Genomic DNA, 23,466 nt, shown 5'->3' with positions numbered 1-23,466 from the left:
GGTTGTCGCCCTGCCCACCCACCGTTAGCGTCGCGGCATGTTCGCCACCGACCGGGTCCGCCTGCGTACGCCCACCCCCGACGACGCGCCGGACATGTTCCGGCTGCACAGCGACCCGGAGCTGCACCTGGTCACCGACGACGAGCCGTTCCTGCCGCACCACGTCGGGCAGGTCCGGGCCCGGCTGGAGAAGCGAGCCGCCGAGCAGCCGGAGGCCGCCGCTCCGGTGTCGCTGCTGGCCGAGACCGTCGCCGACGGCACGTTCCTCGGCACCGGCGTGCTCTGGGGCATCAACGCCTTCAACGGGTACGCCCACCTCGGCATCACGCTGCTGCCGGAGGCGCGCGGCCAGGGCTACGGCACCGAGGTGATCCGGCTGCTCTGCCGGTACGGGTTCCGCAACCGCAACCTGCGCCGGCTGGAGATCGAGACGCTCGCCGGCAACACGGCCATGCGGCGCACCGCCGAGAGGTGCGGGTTCGTCCACGAGGGCACCCAGCGGGACCGCGAGTACGACGGCGACGGCTTCACCGACCTGGTGATCTACGGCCTGCTGCGGCGCGACTGGACGCCGTAGCAGGCGTGGCGCCGCCCCGGCTCGGGCCGAGGCGGCACGGTTCCCGCGCTCAGCCGGTGCGGTAGAACCGCTGCGCGCCCGGGTGCAGCGGGATCGGCCGGGTCGCCGCGGCGCTGGACCGGTTGAAGTTCGCCGCCTCCGGGTGCACCTGGATCAGCTCGCCCTGCCAGGTGAACAGCACCCGCGTCAGGTCGTACGCGAGCTGCTCGGGCATGTCCGCCGCCACCAGGATCACGTTCGCCACAGTGATCGTCGGCGTCGGCTCGGGCGTGCCGTAGACCTCCTTCGGCAGCGTCGCTGTGGTGTAGACCGCGCCGAAGCGGGCGCTCAACGGCTCGATCAGCTCGTCGAGCGGCAGCAGGCGGAACGTGCCGGGGGCGGAGGAGAGCAGGTCCTTGACGCCGGGTGTGGGCAGGCCGCCGGAGAAGAACATGGCGTCCAGACCCTTGGCACGCATCCGCTTGACCGTCTCCGGCAGCGACAGGTTGAACCGCTGGATGTCCCGGTTCGGGTCGATGCCACCGGCGGTGAGCAGGCGCCCGGCGATGATGTCGGTGCCGGACTTCGGCGAACCGGTCGAGATGCGCTTGCCGCGCAGGTCGGCGAAGCTGCCGATCTTGTCGTCGGCGCGGACGATCACGTGGGTGTAGTTGCTGTAGACCCGGGCCAGCGCCCGCACCGGCTGCGGCTGCTTGTCGAACGCCCCGCGCCCGTCGACCGCGTCCGCCGCCGTGTCGGCCAGGCTGAACGCGATCTCCATGTCGCCGCTCGCCACCCGGGTGATGTTCTCCACCGACGCGCCGGTCGGCTCCGCCCGCGCCTCGTACCCGGGCAGGTGGCGGGTGATCAGGTCGGCGTACCCGCCGCCGAGCTGGTAGTAGACGCCGGTGGTGTTGCCGGTGGCCAGGAAGATCCGCCCGCCGTGCCACGCCTCCGGGGCGGAGTCCTCGGCCGCGCAGCCGGCCACCAGGACCGCCGTCATCAGCGCGGCCAGCAGCCGCAGCGGGCGGCCGGTCACCGTCGGACCGCCGGTTCCAGCGCCTCCGCCACCCGCTGCACCAGCGTCGCCGTCTCGTAGCCGATCTGGCCCAGGTCGCAGCCGGGCGCGGCCAGCACGCCGAGCAGTGCCCGCTCGCCCACCGCCATCACCAGCATGACCCCGCCGTCCATGTCGACGATCTGCTGACGCACCCGGCCGGCGGACATCAGCCGGGCCGCGCCCACGGTCAGGCTCGCCAGCCCGCTGATCACCGCCGAGAGCTGGTCGACCTGGTCGGGGGCGAGGTCCGGCGAGGACGCCAGCCGCAGCCCGTCCTCGGAGACCGCGAGCGCGTGCGAGACGTCCGGCACCTGCTCGGCGAAGTTCGCCAGCAGCCAGTCCAGGCCGGCGGAGGACGGTGAGGTCATGGTCTTCTCCCGTTGGGTTTGGTGGTGTTCGGGGCACGGCGGGTCGCGCTGGCCACCCCCTCGGCGAGGGCGGACAGCCGGGCACGTACCACTTCGGGGTCCAGCAGGTCGGTGGCCGGCGGCGGCGCGGTGGCGTCCGGCATCGGCTCGGGCAGGTGGCCGCCCACCTGCCGCCGGGGCAGCCCGGCGGCGGTGGTCGGGACGGGCGTCGGCGGCACACTCACCGGCCGGATCCGCGCCGTGCTCGGCGCCAGCAACGCGCCTCCGGGCGTGCGGACGGCGGCGACGCCGCGCACCGGGCCGACGGTCGTGGCGCTGGTGACGAGGCTGCGGCCGCCGGCCGCCGGCCGTCCGGCGGGCCCGGACTTGAACCAGGCCGCGGCGCGCGGTCGCCGCTCCGCGGCCGGCCGCGACGCCACCGACTCGACCCGGGTCAGCACCGATTCCGGTACGTCGACCTGCGCCACCGTGCCCGTGCCGGGGTTGTGCAACTGCACCCGGATCCCGTGCCGGGCGGCCAGGTGGGCCACCACGTGCAGGCCCATGCTGCCCGCCGCGGCGCTGGACAGCATGGCCGGCGCGGCCAGCCGCTCGTTGATCTCGGCCAGTCGGCTCTCGCTGACGCCGATGCCCTGGTCGTGGACGCGCAACATCAGCCCGTCGACCGTGCGCCGGCCGTCGACGACCACCCGGGCCTCGGGTGGCGAGTAGACGGTGGCGTTCTCCAGCAGCTCGGCCAGCAGGTGCACCAGGTTGCCGGCCGCCGTGCCGTGCACCGCCGCGGTCGGCACGTCGATCTCCACTCGCGGGTAGTCCTCGATCTCGGAGGCCGCCGCCCGGACCACGTCGTCCAGCAGCAACGCGCCCTCGTGCCCGCGGCCCGGTTCGCCACCGGCCAGCACCAGCAGGTTCTCCCCGTTGCGGCGCAACCGGGCGGCGAGGTGGTCCAGCGCGAACAGACGGGCCAGCGCGTCCGGGTCGGTCTCCTCGCGCTCGAAGTCGTCGAGCAGCCGCAGCTGCCGGGTGATGAGCGTACGGATGCGCCGGGCCAGCGCCTCCGCCATCCGGGTCACGTCCAGCCGCAACTCGGCCTGCTGCCCGGCCAGCCGCAACGCCGCCCGGTTCACCGTGTCGAACGCCTCCGCGACCTGCGCCACCTCGTCCCGGCCCCGGCGGATCCCGTCGGTCATCCGGGTCGCCGGGCCCTCCGCCGGGGTCCGCTCGCCCGCCGCGATCGCGGTGATCCGCTCCGGCAGTTCCCGGTTGGCCATGGTGAGCGCGGCCACCCGCAGCCGGCGCAACCGGCGGCTGGTGCGTACCGCCAGCAGCACGGCCGTGACGAGCGACCCGAGCGCGACGGTGCTCGTCGCGCCCGCGGTCACCACCGCACGCAACCGGGCCGCCGCGGCCAGGTCCGCCGCGTCCCGGTCCAGCCCGTCGGTCAGGTCCCGGCCGAGCAGGTTGTACCGGCGGATCGCGCCGCTCTGCGCCACGTACCAGGCGTCACCGTCGGTCTTCACCGTGCCCGGCGCGCCGTCGGAGTCGAGCACGGCGTCACGTATCCGGCGGGCAGTGGTCACGTCGGTGCCGTCGACCAGCCGGTACCAGGCCCTGTTCGCCGGGGCGGAGGCGATCCGCAGGAACTCGGCCTGCCGCTGCTCCCGGGCACCCCGCAGCCGGCCCAGCCGGGCCAGTTCGCCACTTTGCAGTCCACCCCGGACGAACACCGCCCGCAGCAGGTCGCGCTCCAGCGCGGACAGGTGCTCCTGGGCGGCCACCGCGGCCACCTCGCGCGCCTGGTTGGCCAGCTCGGCGTCGCGGAGCTGGCTCGGCAGCGCGTCCGCGACCGCCAGCAGCGACTCCACCAGCGACACGTACGCCGGGTCGCCGCGCTCACCGGCCAGCGCCAGGTCCCGGGTCGGCGCGAGCTGCTCCAGGCGCCCGCGCGCGTCGTCCAGCACCCCGGCCAGATCCGGGGCGGCCCGGCGCGCGTCACCCTGCGCCGTGCGGTAGCGGTCCACCGCCGTGTCCACCCGGCGACGCTGCGCGTCCACGAGCGGGCGGCCGGACGTACCGCCGCGCTGGCGCAACGCGGCCGTCTCGCCCAGCTCGCGCTCCAGCTCGTGCACCAGCCGTACCGTCGCGGTGGCGGTGCCGGCCAGCACGCGGGCCCGGTCGGCGTCGGCGGACGAGTCGAGCGCGGCGCCGGTCTGCGCCGCCCCCAGCACGACCAGGCCGGCGGTGGCCACCAGGATCGGCGCCAGCAGTTGGACGCGGACCGAGCGGAGGCGTCCGGTGCGGTCCGCGGAGCGGTGATGCCGGCGTACGCGGGCCGGGTGGGGCAGCGGCACGGGGGTCTCCGGGTCGGGTCGGTGGGCCGGGCCCGGACGCGCGTCCGGGCCCGGCCCGTTCAGGTCAGCTCGCGCCGAGGTCGCTCAGCGCCCGCTCCGCGCCGCGGTGCAGCGGCACCGGGTCGGTCTTGCGGGCGTTGCCCAGCTCGATGCCCTTCGCCGCCGGGTTCGCCTGGGCCAGCGCGTCCTTCTTGTCGAAGACCGTCCGGGTGATCGCGCAGGCCACGTCGGCGTCCAGGTTGTCGCGCACCAGCAGCACGTTCGGCACCACGATGGTGGGCACGTCGGCCGGGGTCCGGTAGATGTCCTTGCCGATGGTGCCCGCCTGGTACGCCGGGTTCAGCTCGGCCATCTTCGGTAACAGCGGGCTGATGTCGACGAACTTCACCTTGTCGCCGGACGTGGTGAACAGGTCGGTGACCCCGCCGGTCGGCACACCGCCAGACCAGAAGAAGCCGTCGATGCTGCCGTCCTTCATGCCGTCGACGGTCTTGGTGAGGTCCAGCCGCTGCGCCTGGATGTCCTTGGCCGGGTCCAGCCCGGCGGCCGTGAGCAGCCGGTTGGCGATGACCTCGGTACCGGACTTCGGCGAGCCGGTGGAGATCTTCTTGCCCTTCATGTCGGCCACCGACGTGATCCCCGCGTCGGCGCGGACCACCACCTGCGTGTAGTTGTCGTAGATCCGGGCCAGCGCCTTGACCGGCTGCGGCGCGGTGAAGCTCCCCTTGCCCTGCACCGCGTTGACAGCGGTGTCGAACAGCGAGAACGCCACGTCGTACTGGCCGGCGACGAGCTGTTCGACGTTCTGCACCGAGGCGCCGGTCTCGGCGGCCGTCCCGGTGAGCTTGCCGTCGGTGGACTTGCTCAGCTCACCGGCGAGCGCGTTGCCGACCACGTAGTAGACGCCAGTGGCGTTGCCGGTGGCGATGCCGACCCGGGTGTCCTTGGTGACCTTGCAGCTGACCTCGCGGGCGGCGTCGTCCTTCGCCGCGCCGTCCTGACGGCCCCCGCAGCCGGCGGCACCGGCGGCGACCAGGACAAGTGCCCCTACGCCCGCCACTATCCTCGCGTCGATCCGTCCCACTCTCTCTCCTCCCCAAGGTCCACGGATTCTTCGACCGCCGGGCGGCCGGCGTGCCCGGCGGCGCCACGTCGGACGTACACGCCCGCGACCGCGAGCGCGGCGAGCGCCGCGCCGATCGCCATGGGCAGCGGTTCCAGCCAGAGCAGCACCAGTCCGGCGATCGCGCCGACGATCCGCTCCGGCACGCCGGCCGGGCCCACACCGGGCAGCCAGCCGCCGGCCGCGACCGCCAGCACGGCGACGCCCAGCGCCGACACCAGGCCGGCCGTCACGATCCGGCCCGGCCCGCCGATGCCGAGCAGCCCGAGACCGGTCGGCGTGACCACGAAGGCCAGCGGGATCAGGTACGCCGGCAGCGCGTACCGCAGGGTCTGCCACATGGTCGGCACCAGCCGGCCGCCGGTGACGGCGGCGGCGGCGACAGCGGCCAGCGCGGTCGGCGGCGAGACCTCGGACAGCACCGCGAAGTAGAAGACGAACATCGCCGCGGCGGGCGCCTCGACGCCCAGGTTCAGCAGCGCCGGGCCGATGATCACCCAGCCGATGACGAACGAGGCGGTGACCGGCACGGCGAGGCCCAGCAGGCTCAGCGCGACCGCGGCGAGCACCGCCGTCAGCGCCAGCACTACGGCCGGCTCCGAGCTGACCGCCTGCGCGCCGTCGATCAGCAGCGCGGCGGCCTGCGGCCCGAGTCCGGTCTTCGTGGTGGTGGCGGTGATGATGCCGGCCGCGGCGCAGACGGCGCTCACCGCGAGCACCCCGCGTACGCCGTCGCGCAGCGCCGCCACCAGCCGGGCCGGTGTGAGGCGGTGCCGCCGGTCCAGGAAGGACAGCACGGCCGCGATCGCGGTCGCGATGACCACCGCGCGCATCGCCGACGCGCCGAGCGCCAGCACCACGATGATCACGAAGAGCGAGAGGAAGTGGTAGCCGAAGCGGGCCAGCAGCCGCCACGCCGAGCCGGTTTCGATGACCACCGGCCGCACGCCGGAGCGCCGGGCGTCGATCTCGACGGAGAGCAGGATGCCCAGGTAGTAGAGGATCGTCGGCACGGTGGCCCAGCCGAGCACCTGGAGGTAGGACACGCCCAGGTACTCGGCGATGATGAACGCGGCGGCGCCGAGCGTCGGCGGCGACAGGATCGCCCCGACACCCGCGGCGGCGAGCATGCCGCCCGCGCGCTCGGCCGGGTAGCCGGCGCGGCGCAGGATCGGCCAGGTCACCGCGCCGATGCTGACGGTGGTGGCGGCACCGGAGCCGGAGACCGTGCCGAGCAGGAAACCCGAGGCGACGGCGGTGCGCCCGGCGGCCGTACGGGAGCGGCGGAACGCGGCGGCGGACAGCTCCACGAAGAACCGGCCCGCGCCGGACAGGTCGAGCACCGCGCCGTAGATGGTGAACAGCACGATGTACGAGGCGGCCACGTCCAGCGGGGTGCCGTAGAAGCCGCTGTCGGAGTTGTAGAACGCGTCGACGAGCTGCCCGAAGTCGAGCCCCGCGTGCGCCACCGGCCAGGCCTGCGGCAGCAGCCCGCCGTAGTAGCCGTACCCGAGGAACAGCACGCAGACCGCCGGCAGGATCCATCCGGTGGTACGCCGGCACGCCTCCAGCAGCAGGAGCAGCAGCCCGGTGCCGAACGCCAGGTCCAGCGGATCGAGCAGGCCCTGCCGGTCGAGGAAGGCGTCGTACCCGCCGCCACCGGCGCCGATCGTGACCGGCAGCACCGGGTAGAGGCAGACCACGAGCGCCGCGAGGGCCAGCAGCCAGTCCACGGGCGTCGGTCCGCGCCGGTCGTCCGCGTCGGTCGCCGTGCGCCGCAGCCGCACCCCCGAGGGGTACGCGAGGAACACCATCGGCAGGACGCCGGCCAGAAAGAAGATGAGGTAGTACTTGCTGCCCTGGGCCAGCGGGAAGAACACCTGCCAGAGCGTCAGCAGCCCGACCGCGACGGTGATGCCGGTGAAGAGGACACCGACCGGCCCGGCGAGCACCCGCCCCGGTTTCTCCTCCTCGAACCTGGCGGCCAGGTCGCGGGCGTCCTGGTGGGCCTGCTCCGGGGTCTGCTCCTGGTGGCTTTCGCCCTCGCCCGGGGTGTGGGTCTCGTTCTCGCCCGGGGTCGTGTCCTCGGGGCGGCTGCGCCGCTCGTCCGAGGTGTGGTGTTCGGCTCGGCTGTGGTGGAGCGTCTCGCCCGGCCCGTCGTCGGCCCACTCGGGGCCGCCCACGCTTCCTTCGTCCGGCGGCAGCGACACCACCTCGGCGTCCACGTCGGACCCCGGTCGCCCGCCGGACGGCGGCCGGGGTTTGGGGGGAGTCGCGTCGGAGGGGCGAACGGGCGGCACGAGGGGGCACGATACGCGAATAGCGCGCATCTTGGGAACATTGCTGATCGTGATTGCAATGAGTGACGAAATGGCGCTCCGCTCACTCGTGGCACCCATTTCTTGAAACTGTTTCGCAATGATGGTAGGTGGCCTCTGGGGGCTCACCCCCGATACCGTTTACAACGATGAAGAATGGACATGCCCGGGATGCTTGTCGTCACGCAACGTGTCCACTCAGGCGGGTTCCCGCGCCGCGGCGGTTCGCTCGGACAGCGCCCGTCGCACCGGCTCGCGCCGGATTGTGCGCGCTCGTGCCCGCCGCGTTCACCCGGGCGGGAAATGTCGGGGGAGCGCGTTCGCCGTCCAGCGTTTCCACGGTCCACTCCACTTCGCCGAGGTGGTGGCATCGGAAGACGGCCACGCCGTCATTTCGGTGCCCTGAAAATCCGCCGCCCATACACCGTGCCTCGCTCGCGCGCCTGCCGGCGGACGGCCGTCGAGCGGCCCTCGCCGAGTGGAACACCATGGGTGCCTACGGCCCTGTTTGACACCCATGCCGTTCCACTCGCCGTGACGGTCGTCGAGATCTCGGCGATCAGCGGTCGCAGTGAACGACGGCTCGCCGAGGTCTCGGGCGGAGCGCGGTGGGGTGCCGACGGGAGTGCGGCCCCCGCCTCCTTTGCTCTGCATCCATCGGCGCACATGGTTACGGAGCGTGTCTGTCGCGCGCGTGGCTGCAGAGCAAAGGGCGGCGGGGGACTGAAGGCGCCGACGGAGGAGGCGGCGGCAGAGCGCGGGCAGTGGCACGGCGAGCGCGAGCGGAAGTCGGGGGCGGGGCGGCCCGGGGAGCGGGTCGGCGGGGAAGTAGGCGGGGACCGGCCGCCGAGTGGTCGGTTCGCGGATGCGGTGGTTATCGCTGCCCTCGTCAGGGCATGTCGTGCGGGACGACATGACGACGAGGAGGTGCCATGGCCGCCCGCGACGACGCCCACGACGTCCACGACGACACCCGCGACGACGCCCCCGCTGCGCGCGACGACGTCACCGCTGGGCAGGACCGGCCCGGCGGGCGGAAGCGCGCCGGCCCGGTGGGGCCGGACGACGGGCCGGACAGCCCGGCCGACCTTTCGGCCACGGGCTGGATGGCGACCCTCAAGCGGACCGTCCGGGAGTTCCAGGACGACAGCCTGACCGACTGGGCCGCCGCGCTCACCTACTACGGCGTGCTCTCCATCTTCCCGGGCGTACTGGTGCTGATCTCGCTGCTCGGCCTGCTCGGCGACCGGGCCACCGAAGGAGTGCGGGACACCGTCGGGCAGGCGGTGCCGGAAGAGAACATTCGCAAGATCATCGAGAGCGCGATCGACCAGGCCGGCCAGTCCGGCGGGCTGGCCAGCATCGCGGCGATCATCGGTCTGGTGGCGGCGTTCTGGTCGGCCTCCGGCTACATCGCCGCGTTCATGCGCGCCTCCAACAGCATCTACGACGTGCCGGAGGGGCGGCCGATCTGGAAGACGCTGCCGGTACGCCTCGGCGTGACCGCGGTGATCGGCGTGATGCTGCTGATCAGCGCCGTGATTGTGGTGTTCACCGGTGGGCTGGCCGAGCAGGCGGGGAACGCGATCGGGCTCGGCGAGACCGCCGTGACGGTGTGGAACATCGCCAAGTGGCCGGTGCTGCTGGTGCTGGTGAGCCTGATGTTCGCGATCCTCTACTGGGCCTCGCCGAACGCCCGGCACGGCGGCTTCCGCTGGGTCAGCCCCGGTGGCGTGCTCGCGGTGGTGCTCTGGCTGGTGGTGTCCGGCCTGTTCGCGCTCTACGTCAGCAACTTCGGCTCGTACAACAAGACGTACGGCGCGGTGGCCGGCGTGATCATCTTCCTGGTGTGGCTGTGGCTGAGCAACGTCGCCATCCTGCTGGGCGCGGAGTTCGACGCCGAACTGGAGCGCAGCCGGGCCATCGCCGCCGGGCACCCGGCCGACGAGGAGCCCTACGTCGAGCTGCGCGACGACCGGAAGCTGCGCAAGAAGGGCCGCACGCCCTCCCGGTGACCAGAGAACGCGTCTGACCCCGAGAAGGCGTCTGACCCGAGAACGCGCCGCCCCGCCCGGAAGAACCCCGGGCGGGGCGGCGCGTTTTCATGATCCGGAACCCGCTTTTGTTCGTATGGACAAAAGTTTGCAACGGACGTGCCGAAGCTATGGACATGCGGCCCGGAAGGCTCCTACTGTGTCGGACACAACACATCGCCGTGGTCGATGTGACGGACTCCGATGGCGGAGGTGACTGCCGGTGCGGACGGTCGACCCCCTGCACGTACGGCTCCTGCGGCTGCTCCGGGACGAGGGCGCGGTGTCCCGCGCGGAACTCGGCGACCGGCTCCAGATGCCCCGTCCGCGCCTGCTCGCCGAGCTGGAACGCCTCGTCTCCCTCGGATACGTCGCCGAGGCCGGGCTTGCCGCCTCCCGCGGCGGGCGGCGTTCCACCCTCGTCGAGCTGAGCCCGCACCTGCGGTTCGCCGCCGTCGATCTGGGCGCCAGCTCGATCGACGTGGAGGTGGTCAACGGCCGGCTGGAGACGGTGGCCGCCTACACCGAGGCCGCCGACATCCGCTCCGGTCCGAAGGTGACGCTCCAGCGGGTGAACGAGCTGCTGCACAAGGCCAAGGTGGACGGCGCGTACGAGCGGCTCGACGCGGTGGGCATCGGCGTGCCGGGGCCGGTCAGCTTCCGCGACGGCGTGCCGGTCTCCCCGCCGATCATGCCGGGGTGGGACCGGTTCCCGGTCCGCGAACTGCTCACCCGCGAGCACGGCTGCCCGGCCGTGGTGGACAACGACGTCAACATCATGGCGATCGGGGAGCGGCACGGCGGCGTGGCCCACTCCGTCGACGACTTCCTGTTCATCAAGATCGGCACCGGTATCGGCTGCGGCATCTACCTGCACGGCGAGGTCTACCGGGGCACCGACGGATGCGCCGGGGACATCGGCCACATCCAGGTCGATCCGAACGGTCCGATGTGCAGCTGCGGCAACCTCGGCTGCCTGGAGGCCGTGTTCAGCGGCGCCGCGCTGGCCCGGGAGGCGACAGTCGCGGCCCGCACCGAGGTGTCCCCGGCGCTGGCCGAGCGGCTCGCCGCCCGGGGCGCGGTGACCGCGTTGGACGTGGCGCAGGGGGCGATCGAGGGGGACGTCACCTGCATTCAGCTCATCCGCGACGGCGGCCGGCGGGTCGGCAGCGTACTGGCCGGGCTGGTCAGCTTCACCAACCCGTCGATGATCGTCATCGGCGGCGGGCTGGCCCAGCTCGGCCACATCCTGCTCGCCGAGATCCGCAGCGTGGTCTACCGCCGCTCGCTGCCGCTGGCCACCGGCAACCTGCCTGTCGTCCTGTCCGAGCTGGGCCCGCGCGCCGGCGTCGCCGGCGCCGCCGTGCTCGCCAGCGACCTCGCGTTCGGAGAAGCAGCATGAGCGACACCGGCGAACCACTGGTCGAGGCGCCCGCCGACGCCGTCGCTGGCGAGGTGGTGCTGCGCCTCACCGACGTGGTCAAGACGTTCCCGGGGGTACGCGCGCTCGACGGCGTGCAACTGGAGGTGCGGGCCGGTGAGGTGCACTGCCTGCTGGGGCAGAACGGCGCCGGGAAGTCCACCCTGATCAAGGTGCTGGCCGGGGCGCACCGGCCGGACTCCGGCGAGGTGGTCTGGCGCGGCGAGGCGGCGGCGTTCGCCAACCCGCAGGCCGCCATGCGCGCCGGCATCGCCACCATCTACCAGGAACTCGACCTGGTCGACGACCTGTCGGTGGCGGAGAACGCGTTCCTCGGCCACGAGCCGCGCCGGCTCGGCTTCGTCCGGCGGGGGCACATGGCCCGGCGTACGCGGCAGATCCTGGCCCGGCTCGGCCACGCGGAGATCCCGACGGGACGGCTGGTGCGGCACCTCCCGGCCGCCGGCAAGCAGGTCGTCAGCATGGCCCGGGCGCTGTCCCACGAGGCCCGGCTGATCATCATGGACGAGCCGAGCGCGGTGCTGGCCCACGACGAGGTGGCGAACCTTTTCCGGATCATCCGGGAACTCACCGCGCAGGGCATCGCGGTCATCTACATCTCGCACCGGCTGGAGGAGATCCGCGAGATCGGCGACCGGGTCACCGTACTCAAGGACGGCCGGACCACGGCGGCGAGCCTGCCGGCCCGCGAGACGCCCACCCGCGACCTGGTCGCCCGGATGACCGGGCGGACCATCGAGTACGTCTTCCCGCAGCGTCCGCCCGGCGACGGGGGCGGCGCGGAACTGCTGCGGGTGGACGGGCTGACCCGGCACGGCGAGTTCGCCGACGTCTCGCTCCGGGTCCGGGCCGGGGAGATCGTCGGCATCGCCGGACTGGTCGGCTCGGGCCGGTCGGAGCTGCTGGAGACCATCTTCGGCGCGCGCCGGGCGTACGCCGGGACGGTCCGGGTGGACGGCCGCGCGCTGCGTCCCGGCAGTGTGGGCGCGGCGGTGCGCGCCGGGATGGGCATGGCGCCGGAGGAGCGCAAGAGTCAGGCGCTGCTGCTCGGCGAACCGATCTACCGCAACGTCACGCTCGCCACGTTCAGCCGGTACGCCCGCCTCGGCTTCACCGACGCCGGACGGGAACGCGCCGAGGCGGACCGGATCACCGAGTCGCTGGAGCTGCGGCCCCGGGACGTACGGCGGCCGGTGCGCACGCTGTCCGGCGGCAACCAGCAGAAGGTCGTGGTCGGGCGGTGGCTGCTCGGGGACACCCGGCTGCTGCTGCTCGACGAGCCGACCCGGGGCGTGGACGTGGGCGCCCGCGCCGAGCTTTACCAGGTGATCCGCGATCTGGCCGCCCGTGGCGTCGGGGTGCTGCTGGTCTCCAGTGAGGTGCCCGAGGTGCTGGGCCTGGCCGACCGGGTGCTGGTGATGCGGGAGGGCCGGGTGGTCCGTGAGGCCCCGGCCGGCGAACTGGACGAGAACACCGTGCTCGACCTCGTCATGGCGGGGTCTCTCATGGAAGGCGCACCGGCATGAGCGAGCGACAGCGAGCGAATCATCGACACAGCGCCGGAGAGCCTCGTGGCGGCGCCGCGCGAAGCGGGGCGCCGGCATGAGCGATGTCAGAGAGTCCTCGCTGCCCGCGCAGTCGCCGCCGGTGGAGCGGGCGGAGACCGCCAAGGTCGACGCGCCGGCAAAGCTCTCCTGGTGGCGCGGCGACGGCGGGGAGGGCGCGAAGCGCAACCTCGGCCTGCTCGCCACGCTGGTCGTGCTCGTGGTCATCGGCATCCTGACCCGCCCCGACCTCTACGGCGACCCGAACTGGGTGTGGGGCAACACGCTCACCATCCTCAAGCTGGCCTCGGTGGTCGGCGTGGTCACCGTCGGCATGACGTTCGTGATCATCGGCGGCGGCATCGACCTGTCGGTCGGCGCGATCGTGGCGCTGGCCGGGGTCTGGTGCACCACTGTCGCCACGCAGAGCTACGGCGCGGGCGGCATGATCTTCACCGCGCTCACCGTCGGACTCGCCGTCGGCGTGGTGAACGGGCTGCTCGTCTCGTACGGCCGGCTGGTGCCGTTCATCGCCACGCTCGCCATGCTCGTGGCCGCCCGAGGGCTGGCGGCGGAGATCTCCGACAAGCAGACCCAGGTGTCGGGCAACACGTTCATCAACGGCATCGCCAGCACGAACGTGCTCGGCATCCCGCTGCTGGTCTACATCCTGGTGGCGGTGGTGGCGGCCGGCTGGGTGCTGTTGAACCGGACCACGTTCGGCCGCCGTACGGTGGCGGTCGGCGGCAACCCGGAGGCGGCCCGGCTCGCCGGCATCAACGTACGCCGGCACACGGTGCTGCTCTACGCGCTCTCCGGCCTGTGCTGCGGCATCGCCGCGGTAATGCTGACCGCGCAGGCCACCTCCGCGCAGGCGGCGATGGCCAACCTCTACGAGCTGGACGCGATCGCCGCCGCGATCATCGGTGGCACGCTGCTCAGCGGCGGGCGGGGCACGATCATCGGTTCCCTGCTCGGGGTGATCATCTTCTCCACCATCACCAACCTGTTCGCCATCAACAACCTCTCCGCCGAGGCCCAGAACATGGTCAAGGGCGGCATCATCGTCGCCGCCGTCCTGGTCCAGCAGGTGCAGTTCGGCAGCCTGACCCAGTTCCTCGCCCGCAACCGGGCCACCACCACCTGACCCCATTCGCACACACCCAGGCCACCGTCGTACCGACTGTGGTCCGGCCCGCCACACCCGAAACCACCCCACCACCTCATCCCAGGAGGCGTCATGAGAACACCGCGCCATGACCTGTCCCGCCGCCGGCTGCTCTTCGGCGGGGCCGCCGTCTCCGCCGGGGTACTGCTCGCCGGCTGCACCAGCAACGAGCAGAGCCCGACCGAGGCGCAGACCAAGGCGGCCGGTTCCGGCGCCAACACCGAGCCGGGCAAGAAGGTGAGCATCGGTTTCTCCGCCCCGGCCGCCGACCACGGCTGGATCGCCGCCATCACCAACAACGCCAAGGCGCAGGCCGGAGCGTACCAGGACGTGGAGCTGAAGTCGGTCGAGGCCGGCGCGGACGCGGCGGCCCAGCGGGCGGCGCTGTCCACGCTGATCTCGCAGAAGCCCGACGTGATCGTGCTGCTGCCGCACGACGGCAAGGAACTCAACGCGTTCGGCCTGGAGGCGATGAAGGCCGGCATCCCGGTGGTCAACCTGGACCGGGCCTTCCCGGACGCGCGCGCCTACCGGCTGCAGATCAAGGGCGACAACTACGGCATGGGGGTGGCCGCCGCCACCTACATCGCCGAGCAGCTCAAGGCCAAGGGCGTGAGCAACCCGGTGATCGGCGAGATCCCCGGCATCGAGTCGCTGGAGCTGACCCAGGAACGGTCCAAGGGGTTCGCCGACACGCTCGCCTCGTACGGGTTCAAGGTCGCCAACCGGCGTCCGGCGGAGTTCACTGTCGACTCCGGCCAGCAGGCCGCCACCGGCCTGTTCCAGGCGCTGCCGAAGATCGACGCGGTCTGGAACCACGACGACGACCAGGGCATCGGCGTGCTCGCGGCGGTCAACCAGGCCAACCGCAAGGAATTCCTCATGGTCGGCGGCGCCGGCTCCAAGAAGGCCATGGAGGACATCGCCGCCGACAACACGGTCCTCAAGGCCACAGTCACCTACAGCCCGTCGATGGCCTCCTCGGCCATCTCCCTGGCCCGCCTGATCGGCCAGGGCAAGGGCATGTCCGACCTGGTCGAACTCCAGGTACCGAAGGAGATCGTGCTCGCCTCCGAGACGATCACCAAGGAGAACGCGAGCGACTACCTGAAGCTCGGGTTCTGACACACGGGGGGAGACCCACCTTGTCCAGTCACGACAGCATCCTGCGGGTCGGCATGGTCGGCTACGCGTTCATGGGCGCCGCGCACTCCCAGGCGTGGCGCACAGTGAACCGGGTGTTCGACCTGCCGGCGCGGGTACGGATGGCGCTCGTCTGCGGCCGGGACGAACCGAAGGTGGCCGAGGCCGCCGACCGGCTCGGCTGGGACGGCTACACCACCGACTGGCGGCGGCTCGTCGAGTCCGACGAGATCGACGTGGTCGACATCTGCACACCGGGGGACAGCCACGGCGAGATCGCACTCGCCGCGCTCGCCGCGGGCAAGCACGTGCTGTGCGAGAAGCCGCTGGCGAACAGCGTCGCCGAGGCCCGGGAGATGACCGAGGCCGCGGCACGGGCACGCGAGTCCGGGGTACGCGCGATGTGCGGCTTCAACTACCGGCGGGTGCCCGCTGTCGCCCTGATGCGGCAACTGGTGGCCGACGGGCGGATCGGCGAGATCCGGCACGTCCGGGCGACCTACCTCCAGGACTGGATCGTCGACCCGCAGTTCCCGCTGGTGTGGCGGTTGCAGAAGGACAGGGCGGGTTCCGGCGCGCTCGGTGACATCGGCGCGCACATCATCGACCTGACCCAGTACGTCACGGGTCAGCTCGTCAGCGGCGTCAGCGCGCTCACCGAGACGTTCGTGCGGCAGCGGCCACTCGTCGCCGGGTCGAGCGGCCTGGCCGCGCGGGCGGACGGAAACGGCAGCGCGACGGGCCAGGTGACTGTGGACGACGCGGCGGTGTTCGTGGCCCGGCTCGACGGGGGAGCGCTGGCCACGTACGAGGCGACCCGGTTCGCCACCGGCCGCAAGAACGCCCTGCGGGTCGAAATCAACGGCTCGCGCGGCAGCGTGGTGTTCGACCTGGAACGCCTCAACGAGCTGGAGTTCCTGGACGCCACCCGGCCCGCTGCCGAGCAGGGCTTCAGCCGGATCCTGGTGACCGAGCCGGACCACCCGTACCTGGGTGCGTGGTGGCCGCCCGGTCACATCATCGGCTACGAGCACTCCTTCACCCACCAGGCGCGCGACTTCGTCGAGGCGGTCGCCACCGGCGCCGACCCGGCCCCGTCGTTCGCCGACGCGCTTCAGGTCCAGCTCGTGCTCGACGCGGTGACCCGCTCGGCCGAGCGGGCCGCCTGGACGGAGGTGGAGCCCGCACTGGCCGAAGCCTCCGCCTGACCCGAGGCGGACCCCGCGGGGTCCGCCGACACTCACCGGCGCCGGCCGGCGAGGGCCCGCCGCGGTTGCGCCCCGCGGCGGGGACGAGGCCGGCTCCGGGAGCGTGCCGCCGGTATCCGCCGGCACGACCAGCACGGCCCTCCGGTGCGGCCGGACCGGGATTCCCCGGCCGCACCGGCGGACCGGCTTTCTTGCTCGGGCTCCGGCCGGCCACACCGGTGGCCGCCGCGCCCGCCGTCGCCGGGCCGGCTTCGAGCCCGAACCGGGCTGTCCGGTGGAGTCGACGGGACAAGCACGCGAGGTATTCTCAGACATGGATACCGGCCGGCTCGGGATCTTCCCGGATCTCGCGCACCTGGTGTGTGCCTGGGAGCAGCCGGCGGAGGTCCTGACCGGGCTGCGCGCCGCCGGCCTGCCCGCGGTCGAGGTCCCGGTGCCCGCGGCCGTCGAGGCACCCGATCCGGCCGGCCCGGTGCCGCGCGAGGCGTTCGCCGCGTTGTCCGCCCGTCCGGTCGCCCGCTGCGACCAGCTCGACGTCGAGACGTACACCTCTGGGGTGCTGCCGCAGACGCGGCGGCCGCGCGACGACGCGGAGACGGCTCCCGGCACGGCTGCCGGCCCGCCGTTCGCCCGCGACGAGCTGACCGCGTTCGGCCCGGTGCTGCTCTGCCTCGACCGGGCCGCGATCCGGCCCCGGGTGGAGGCCGCTGACGTGCAGGCGTTGCTGCTCGAACTCGCCGGACCGGCCTGGGAGGCACCATGACCGTAACCGTCGCACCGACCGACCCGGCCCTGCTGCGGGGCCGCTTCGACGCCGCGCTCGCCGCGTTCCTGGACGCGAGAGAGCCGGGCCGGCCGGACGACGGTACGGGGGCCGTCCACACCGCTCTGCGCTGGTTCGTGCTGGCCGGCGGCAAGCGGATGCGCCCGCTGTTCTGCTACTGGGGCTGGCGGGGGTTCGGCGGCGCGGACGCCTCGCCGATCGTGGTCGCCGCGGCGTCGCTGGAGCTGTTCCACGCGTTCGCGCTGATCCACGACGACATCGTGGACCGCAGCGACCGCCGCCGGGGCGCGCCGACGCTGCACCGGCTCTTCGCCGACCTGCACGCCCGCTGCGGCTGGCAGGGCGACCCGGCGGCGTACGGGCGGCAGGCGGCACTGCTCTGCGGCGACCTGTGCGCCACCTGGTCGGCCGAGATGTTCCACGGGTGCGGACTGCCGCCGGAGTGGCTGCGCCGGGGGCACGGGCTGCTGGCCCGGATGCGCTCGGAGGTGATTGCGGGGGAGTACCTGGACGTGGTCGGGGCGGCCGGGGACGGCTCGGTGGCGAACGCGCTCACCGTGGTACGGCTGAAGACGGCCCGCTACACGGTGACCCGTCCGGTGCAGATCGGCGCCGCGCTCGCCGGTGCGGCTCCGGAGGAGGTGGCGGCGCTGGCCGGGTTCGGCGACCCGCTCGGGGACGCGTTCCAGCTCCGCGACGACCTGCTCGGCGTCTTCGGCGACCCGTCGGTGACCGGCAAGTCCAACCTGGACGACCTGCGGGAGGGCAAGCCGACCGTGTTGCTGGCGCTGGCGCGGGCGTCCGCCTCCCCGGCCGGCGCGGCCCGGCTGGGGGAGCTGGTCGGCGATCCCGGCCTCGACCAGGCGGGCGCGGCCGAGGTGCGGGGCATCGTCGAGAAGTCCGGCGCCCGGGAGGCGGTGGAGCGGATGATCCGCACCCGGGCCGACGCCGCACTGGTCGCGTTGGATGCGCTGCCGCTTGCGGAGCCGGCGCGACGGGTGCTGGCGGCGCTCGCGGAGCGGGCGGTCGACCGCCACGAGTGACACCCACTTTTGTCGCTGAGCGCCGAAAGTCAAAGCCGATCGATCAGAAGCTATGGACAGACTGATCGAAAGGTTTTAATGTCGTGCCCAGCACAACGCTGTTTCGCCGAGGTGACCGCCCCGCACCGCCCGCCTCGGCGAGGTGACCCCCGGTCCTGACCGGAGGTCGCGGCCCGCCGACCTCCCCGGCAGGCCGGCGCAGCATCCCCTGCTCGGCATCCGGCGCGACGCGCGCCCGGTCCTGGCTGCGCGCGTCAGGAAGGACAGCACAGCATGTCCAGCCACCCCCACCACCCCCGTGCCCGGCGACCGATCGCCGCTGCCGCAGCGCTGCTGCTCGCTGCCACCGCCGGCATCGTCACCACGGCCGCGGCGCCCGTCCCGGCGTCCGCCCACCCGATCTCGGCGAGCGACTTCCAGCAGGTCGAACTCGCCCGCGGTGTCGCCGAGACCGGCGAACCGATGTCGCTCGCGGTGCTGCCCGACCGGTCGGTCCTGCACACCGCCCGCAACGGCACGCTGCGCCGCACCGACGCGGCCGGCGCCACCACAGTCGTCGGCACGCTGCCGGTCTACACCCACGACGAGGAAGGGCTCCAGGGCGTCGGCGTCGACCCCGGCTTCGCCTCCAACCGGCACATCTACCTCTACTACGCCCCGCCGCTGTCCACCCCGGCCGGGGACGCGCCCGCCACCGGCACCGACTTCTCCGCCTGGCAGGGCGTCAACCGGCTCTCCCGGTTCACGCTCAACGCCGACTTCACGCTCAACCAGGCCAGCAAGGTCGACGTGCTCGACGTACCGGCCGACCGGGGGCTGTGCTGCCACGTCGGCGGCGACATCGACTTCGACGCCGCCGGCAACCTCTACCTGTCCACCGGCGACGACACCAACCCGTTCGACTCGGCCGGCTACGCGCCGATCGACGAGCGGACCAACCGCAACCCCGGGTACGACGCGCAGCGCAGCGCCGGCAACACCAACGACCTGCGGGGCAAGATCCTGCGGATCAAGGTGAACGCCAACGGCACGTACTCGATCCCGGCCGGGAACCTCTTCGCGCCCGGGACCGCGCGGACCCGCCCGGAGATCTACGCGATGGGCTTCCGCAACCCGTTCCGGATCAGTGTCGACAAGGCCACCGGCGTCGTCTACGTGGGCGACTACGGGCCGGACGCCGGCACCACCACGGCCCGCGGCCCGTCCGGGCAGGTCGAGTTCGACCGGGTCACCGCGCCCGGCAACTACGGCTGGCCGTACTGCACCGGCACCAACACGGCGGCCGAGACGTACGCCGAGTGGGACTTCGCCACCGGGACCGCCGGCCCGAAGTTCAACTGCACGGGCGGGCCGACGAACAACTCGTTCCGCAACACCGGCCTGGCCACGCTGCCGGCGGCGAAGCCGTCCTGGATCCGCTACGCCGGTGACGCCGGCAGCCCGCCCGAGTTCGGCGGGGGCTCCGAGTCGCCGATGGGCGGCCCGGTCTACCGGTACGACGCGGCGAACCCCTCCACCACGAAGTTTCCGCAGTCGTTCGACGGGCAGTTCTTCGCCACCGAGTTCGGCCGGGGCTGGATCAAGCCGATCCACGTCGACGCGGACGGCTCACCCGGCACCATCGACAGCTTCCCGTGGACCGGCAAGCAGGTGATGGACTCGGCGTTCGGCCCGGACGGCGCGTACTACGTGCTCGACTACGGCACCGGCTACTTCAACGGCGACGCCAACTCGGCGCTGTACCGATTCGACTATCTGGGCGGCGCCAACCGCGCCCCGGTGGCCCGCGCCGCCGCCGACCGGACCTCCGGCGCCGCGCCGCTCACAGTGGCGTTCTCCTCGGCCGGCTCGTCCGACCCGGAGGGCGGCGCGCTGACGTACGCCTGGACGTTCGGCGACGGCGGCACCTCCACCGCGGCGAACCCCTCGCACACCTACACCGCGAACGGCAGGTACACCGCCACGCTCACCGTCCGCGACCCGCAGGGCGCCAGCGGCACCGCGAGCGTGACGGTCACAGTGGGCAACACCGCGCCGACGGTGGTGATCGAGACGCCCGGCAACGGCAAGCTGTTCTCCTTCGGCGACACCGTGCCGTTCCGGATCACCGTCACCGACCCGGAGGACGCCACGATCGACTGCACGAAGGTCAAGATGACCTACGTGCTCGGGCACGACCAGCACGGCCACCAGATCACCTCGGCGACCGGCTGCACCGGCTCGATCGCCGTACCCGTCGACGGTGAGCACGACGACGCGGCGAACATCTTCGCCGTCTTCGACGCCGAGTACACCGACTCCGGCGGCCTCACCACCCACACCCAGCACACGCTCCAGCCGCGGCACCGGCAGGCCGAGCACTTCAGGACGTCGTCCGGGATCAACACGTTCGACAAGGCCACCGCCGAGGGCGGCAAGACCGTCGGCGACATCCAGAACGGCGACTGGATCGCGTTCCAGCCGTACCTGCTGGCCGACGCCACCGGATTCACCGCCCGGGTCTCGTCCGCCGGGGCCGGCGGCACGCTCCAGGTGCGGGCCGGCTCGGCCACCGGCACCGTGCTCGGCTCGGCCACCGTCCCGGTCACCGGCGCCTGGGACACGTTCGCCACAGTCACCGGCACGATCGCCAATCCGCCGGCCGGCACCACCACGCTCTACCTGACGTTCGCCGGTGGCACCGGGGCGCTCTACGACCTGGACGCGTTCACGCTCACCACGTCGGCCGTCCGCACCGGCCCGGTCAAGGGCCTGGCCGGCAAGTGCCTGGACGTCCGCAACGCCGCCACCGCCGACGGCACCCAGATCCAGCTCTACACCTGCAACGGCACGACGGCGCAGTCGTGGACCGTGACGCCCAACGGCACCGTGAAGGCGCTCGGCAAGTGCCTGGACGTATCCGGCGGCGCCGGCGCGGACGGCACGAAGATCCAGCTCTACACGTGCAACGGCACGGGCGCGCAGAACTGGTCGGCCCAGGCGGACGGCACGCTGCGCAACCCGTCGTCGGGCAAGTGCCTGGACGTGTCGGGCAACAACTCGGCCGACGGCACGGCGGTGCACCTGTGGACGTGCACCGGCGCGGCGAACCAGCGCTGGACCCTGCCGTGAGGATGAAGGAGAACCAGATGAAACTCCTGCGTTCCGCACTGGGGGCGGTGACCGCCGTCCTCGCCACCATCGCCTGCACGGTCCCGGCGGGTCCGGCGGCGGCCGCCGACGCCCCCTACGACGTGCTCGTCTTCTCCAAGACCGCGGGCTTCCGTCACGACTCCATCGCCACCGGCGTGCAGGCCGTACGCGAGCTGGGCACGGCGAACAACTTCACCGTCACCGCCACCGAGGACGCCGCCCAGTTCACCACCGCCAACCTGGCCCGCTTCGAGGCGGTGATCTTCCTCAACACCACGGGGGACGTCCTCAACGCCAGCCAGCAGTCGGCGTTCGAGGCGTACATCGGCGCCGGCGGCGGGTACGTCGGCGTGCACTCCGCCGCCGACACCGAGTACGACTGGCCGTTCTACGGCAACCTGGTCGGCGCCTGGTTCGCCTCCCACCCGGCCATCCAGCCGGCCGTCGTGAAGGTGGAGGACCGGGCGCACGCGGCAACCGCGCACCTGCCCCAGCGGTGGAACCGCACCGACGAGTGGTACGACTACCGCTCCAACGCCCGCTCCACCGCGCACGTGCTGGCGAGCCTGGACGAATCCTCGTACTCCGGGGGCTCGATGGGCGGCGACCACCCGCACGCCTGGTGCAAGACGTACAGCGGTGGCCGGTCCTTCTACACCGGCGGCGGCCACACCCAGGCGTCCTACGCCGACGCGGCGTTCCGGGCGCACCTGCTCGGCGGCATCCGCTACGCCGCCGGGCGCACGAAGGCCGACTGCCGGCCGGAGACCGGCTACACCGCGCTCTACAACGGCGGCACCACCGGCTGGTCCCAGGCCGGGCCGGGCAGCTTCACCAGCGCCGACGCCACGCTCACCTCGGTCGGCGGCATGGGTCTCTACTGGTACAGCGCGAAGCAGTTCACCAACTACTCGCTGAAGCTGGACTGGCGGCTGGCCGGTGACGACAACTCGGGCGTGTTCGTCGGCTTCCCGCCGTCGAGCGACCCGAACTCGGCGGTGGACAACGGATACGAGGTACAGATCGACCCCACCGACGCGGCCGACCGCACCACCGGCGCGATCTACGGGTTCTCCTCCGCCGATCTGGCGGCCCGGGACGCGGCGCTCAACCCGGCGGGGGAGTGGAACACCTACGAGATCCTGGTCGAGTCCGAGCGGCTCCAGGTCTTCCTCAACGGCGTACGGATAAACGACTTCACCAACACCGACCCGGTCCGGTCGCTCGCCGGGCACGTCGGCATCCAGAACCACGGCACCGGCGACGACGTGTCGTTCCGCAACATCCGGATCAAGGAACTCGGCGGCACGCCGCCGCCGACCGGCAACACCACGGTCCAGGCCGAGGCGTTCGGCACGGCGAGCGGCGTCAGCGCGTACCCCAAGGCCGGTGCCAACGGCGGCCAGACCCTGGGGTACGTGGACCCGGGCGACTGGGCCGCGTACCCGGGGCTGGACCTGACCGGTGTGACGGCGCTGCGGGCCCGGGTGGTCTCCGGCGGCCCGGGCGGCACGCTCCAGGTGCGCACCGGCTCGCCGACCGGCCCGCTGCTCGGCCAGGTGGCGGTGCCGAACACCGGTGGCTGGACCACGTTCGCCGACGTGTCCACCGCGCTGACCGGTGTGCCGTCCGGTACGCAGAGCGTCCACCTGACGTTCACCGGCAGCGGCTCCGGGCTGTTCGACGTCGACGACTTCACGCTGGTCCGCTCGACCGGGACCGGCGGCTCCGGCCCGGTGAAGGGCCTGGCCGGCAAGTGCCTGGACGTGCGCAGCGGCTCGTCGGCCGACGGCACGCAGATCCAGCTCTACACCTGCAACGGCTCGTCGGCGCAGTCGTGGACGGTCACGCCCAACGGGCCGGTGAAGGCGCTCGGCAAGTGCCTGGACGTCTCCGGTGGCGGCAGCGCGGACGGCACGAAGATCCAGTTGTATTCGTGCAACGGCACGGGTGCGCAGAACTGGTCGGCGCAGGCGGACGGGACGGTGCGTAACCCGTCGTCGGGCAAGTGCCTGGACGTGTCGGGCAACAACTCGGCCGACGGCACGGCGGTGCACCTGTGGACGTGCACCGGCGCGGCGAACCAGCGCTGGACCCTGCCCTGACGGAGGCCATAGAGTGGAGGCGGCGACCGCGAGGTGGCCGGTGACCCGGCGGGAGGCGCAACCCGCCCGGGAGCAGACGCTCCGGCGTC

At 72.7% G+C, this 23,466-nt stretch carries 16 protein-coding genes; 11 read left to right on the top strand and 5 right to left on the bottom strand.

Annotated elements, in window-relative coordinates:
- Positions 1-37: 37 nt before the first annotated feature.
- Positions 38-577 (top strand): GNAT family N-acetyltransferase, encoded by a 540-nt coding sequence (locus tag GA0070562_RS15465; RefSeq protein ID WP_013475555.1) that lies wholly within the window; start codon positions 38-40, stop codon positions 575-577.
- A gap of 49 nt (positions 578-626) precedes the next feature.
- Here GA0070562_RS15465 and GA0070562_RS15460 read toward each other — a convergent pair whose 3' ends face one another.
- The 5 genes from GA0070562_RS15460 to GA0070562_RS15440 form a co-directional block, all read right to left on the bottom strand.
- Entirely contained in the window at positions 627-1,595 is a 969-nt protein-coding gene (locus tag GA0070562_RS15460; RefSeq protein ID WP_091421603.1) for a TAXI family TRAP transporter solute-binding subunit, read from the bottom strand.
- On the bottom strand, positions 1,592-1,984 hold the full coding sequence (locus tag GA0070562_RS15455) for a roadblock/LC7 domain-containing protein (protein WP_091421601.1): 393 nt from the start codon (positions 1,982-1,984) through the stop codon (positions 1,592-1,594). Before GA0070562_RS15455 ends, GA0070562_RS15460 begins: the two co-directional genes overlap by 4 nt.
- Positions 1,981-4,335 (bottom strand): sensor histidine kinase, encoded by a 2,355-nt coding sequence (locus tag GA0070562_RS15450; RefSeq protein ID WP_091421596.1) that lies wholly within the window; start codon positions 4,333-4,335, stop codon positions 1,981-1,983. Before GA0070562_RS15450 ends, GA0070562_RS15455 begins: the two co-directional genes overlap by 4 nt.
- A 64-nt stretch (positions 4,336-4,399) precedes the next feature.
- Complete coding sequence (locus GA0070562_RS15445) at positions 4,400-5,419, bottom strand: TAXI family TRAP transporter solute-binding subunit (RefSeq protein ID WP_091421594.1); 1,020 nt, start codon at positions 5,417-5,419, stop codon at positions 4,400-4,402.
- The gene (locus tag GA0070562_RS15440) at positions 5,395-7,683 is read right to left on the bottom strand and encodes a TRAP transporter permease (RefSeq protein WP_091421591.1); all 2,289 of its coding nucleotides are present in this window, start codon (positions 7,681-7,683) and stop codon (positions 5,395-5,397) included. Before GA0070562_RS15440 ends, GA0070562_RS15445 begins: the two co-directional genes overlap by 25 nt.
- A 1,025-nt stretch (positions 7,684-8,708) precedes the next feature.
- On the opposite strand from GA0070562_RS15440, the gene GA0070562_RS15435 reads away from it, so the two are divergent.
- The 10 genes from GA0070562_RS15435 to GA0070562_RS15390 all read left to right on the top strand — a co-directional run bounded on the left by GA0070562_RS15435 (position 8,709) and on the right by GA0070562_RS15390 (position 23,377).
- Positions 8,709-9,791, top strand: coding sequence for a YihY/virulence factor BrkB family protein (locus GA0070562_RS15435; RefSeq protein ID WP_091421588.1), 1,083 nt, complete (start codon positions 8,709-8,711; stop codon positions 9,789-9,791).
- A 241-nt stretch (positions 9,792-10,032) separates the two neighbouring features.
- A complete protein-coding gene (locus GA0070562_RS15430; protein ID WP_091421585.1) occupies positions 10,033-11,211 on the top strand; it encodes an ROK family protein in 1,179 nt (392 codons plus the stop codon).
- Entirely contained in the window at positions 11,208-12,776 is a 1,569-nt protein-coding gene (locus GA0070562_RS15425) for a sugar ABC transporter ATP-binding protein (protein ID WP_091421582.1), read from the top strand. Before GA0070562_RS15430 ends, GA0070562_RS15425 begins: the two co-directional genes overlap by 4 nt.
- 76 nt (positions 12,777-12,852) lie before the next feature.
- A complete protein-coding gene (locus tag GA0070562_RS15420) occupies positions 12,853-13,941 on the top strand; it encodes an ABC transporter permease (protein WP_091421579.1) in 1,089 nt (362 codons plus the stop codon).
- Between the two features lie 93 nt (positions 13,942-14,034).
- Entirely contained in the window at positions 14,035-15,087 is a 1,053-nt protein-coding gene (locus GA0070562_RS15415) for a substrate-binding domain-containing protein (protein WP_091421575.1), read from the top strand.
- 53 nt (positions 15,088-15,140) lie between these two features.
- Entirely contained in the window at positions 15,141-16,313 is a 1,173-nt protein-coding gene (locus GA0070562_RS15410) for a Gfo/Idh/MocA family protein (RefSeq protein ID WP_372443404.1), read from the top strand.
- A 313-nt stretch (positions 16,314-16,626) separates the two neighbouring features.
- Positions 16,627-17,076, top strand: a complete 450-nt coding sequence (locus GA0070562_RS15405) for a hypothetical protein (RefSeq protein WP_091421569.1) — start codon at positions 16,627-16,629, stop codon at positions 17,074-17,076.
- On the top strand, positions 17,073-18,140 hold the full coding sequence (locus GA0070562_RS15400; protein WP_091421567.1) for a polyprenyl synthetase family protein: 1,068 nt from the start codon (positions 17,073-17,075) through the stop codon (positions 18,138-18,140). Before GA0070562_RS15405 ends, GA0070562_RS15400 begins: the two co-directional genes overlap by 4 nt.
- 273 nt (positions 18,141-18,413) lie before the next feature.
- Positions 18,414-21,251 carry an RICIN domain-containing protein gene (locus tag GA0070562_RS15395; RefSeq protein ID WP_091421563.1) on the top strand — a complete coding sequence of 946 codons (2,838 nt, stop codon included), beginning with the start codon at positions 18,414-18,416 and terminating at the stop codon, positions 21,249-21,251.
- Positions 21,252-21,268: 17 nt separating this feature from the next.
- Positions 21,269-23,377, top strand: a complete 2,109-nt coding sequence (locus GA0070562_RS15390) for a ThuA domain-containing protein (RefSeq protein WP_091422067.1) — start codon at positions 21,269-21,271, stop codon at positions 23,375-23,377.
- The last annotated feature ends 89 nt before the right edge of the window (positions 23,378-23,466 follow it).

The sequence above is a fragment of the Micromonospora tulbaghiae genome (genome assembly GCF_900091605.1).
Lineage (GTDB): Bacteria > Actinomycetota > Actinomycetes > Mycobacteriales > Micromonosporaceae > Micromonospora > Micromonospora tulbaghiae.
Note: the sequence above shows the minus strand (reverse complement) of the source record. Positions and strands in the feature narration are given on the sequence as shown.

Bases quoted from the DNA above. Each gene is read 5' to 3' on its own strand.
- GA0070562_RS15465 (WP_013475555.1), top strand. From the start codon at position 38: ATGTTCGCCACCGACCGGGTCCGCCTGCGTACGCCCACCCCCGACGAC.
- GA0070562_RS15455 (WP_091421601.1), bottom strand. From the start codon at position 1,984: ATGACCTCACCGTCCTCCGCCGGCCTGGACTGGCTGCTGGCGAACTTC.
- GA0070562_RS15435 (WP_091421588.1), top strand. From the start codon at position 8,709: ATGGCCGCCCGCGACGACGCCCACGACGTCCACGACGACACCCGCGAC.
- GA0070562_RS15425 (WP_091421582.1), top strand. From the start codon at position 11,208: ATGAGCGACACCGGCGAACCACTGGTCGAGGCGCCCGCCGACGCCGTC.
- GA0070562_RS15420 (WP_091421579.1), top strand. From the start codon at position 12,853: ATGAGCGATGTCAGAGAGTCCTCGCTGCCCGCGCAGTCGCCGCCGGTG.
- GA0070562_RS15415 (WP_091421575.1), top strand. From the start codon at position 14,035: ATGAGAACACCGCGCCATGACCTGTCCCGCCGCCGGCTGCTCTTCGGC.
- GA0070562_RS15410 (WP_372443404.1), top strand. From the start codon at position 15,141: ATGGTCGGCTACGCGTTCATGGGCGCCGCGCACTCCCAGGCGTGGCGC.
- GA0070562_RS15405 (WP_091421569.1), top strand. From the start codon at position 16,627: ATGGATACCGGCCGGCTCGGGATCTTCCCGGATCTCGCGCACCTGGTG.
- GA0070562_RS15400 (WP_091421567.1), top strand. From the start codon at position 17,073: ATGACCGTAACCGTCGCACCGACCGACCCGGCCCTGCTGCGGGGCCGC.
- GA0070562_RS15395 (WP_091421563.1), top strand. From the start codon at position 18,414: ATGTCCAGCCACCCCCACCACCCCCGTGCCCGGCGACCGATCGCCGCT.
- GA0070562_RS15390 (WP_091422067.1), top strand. From the start codon at position 21,269: ATGAAACTCCTGCGTTCCGCACTGGGGGCGGTGACCGCCGTCCTCGCC.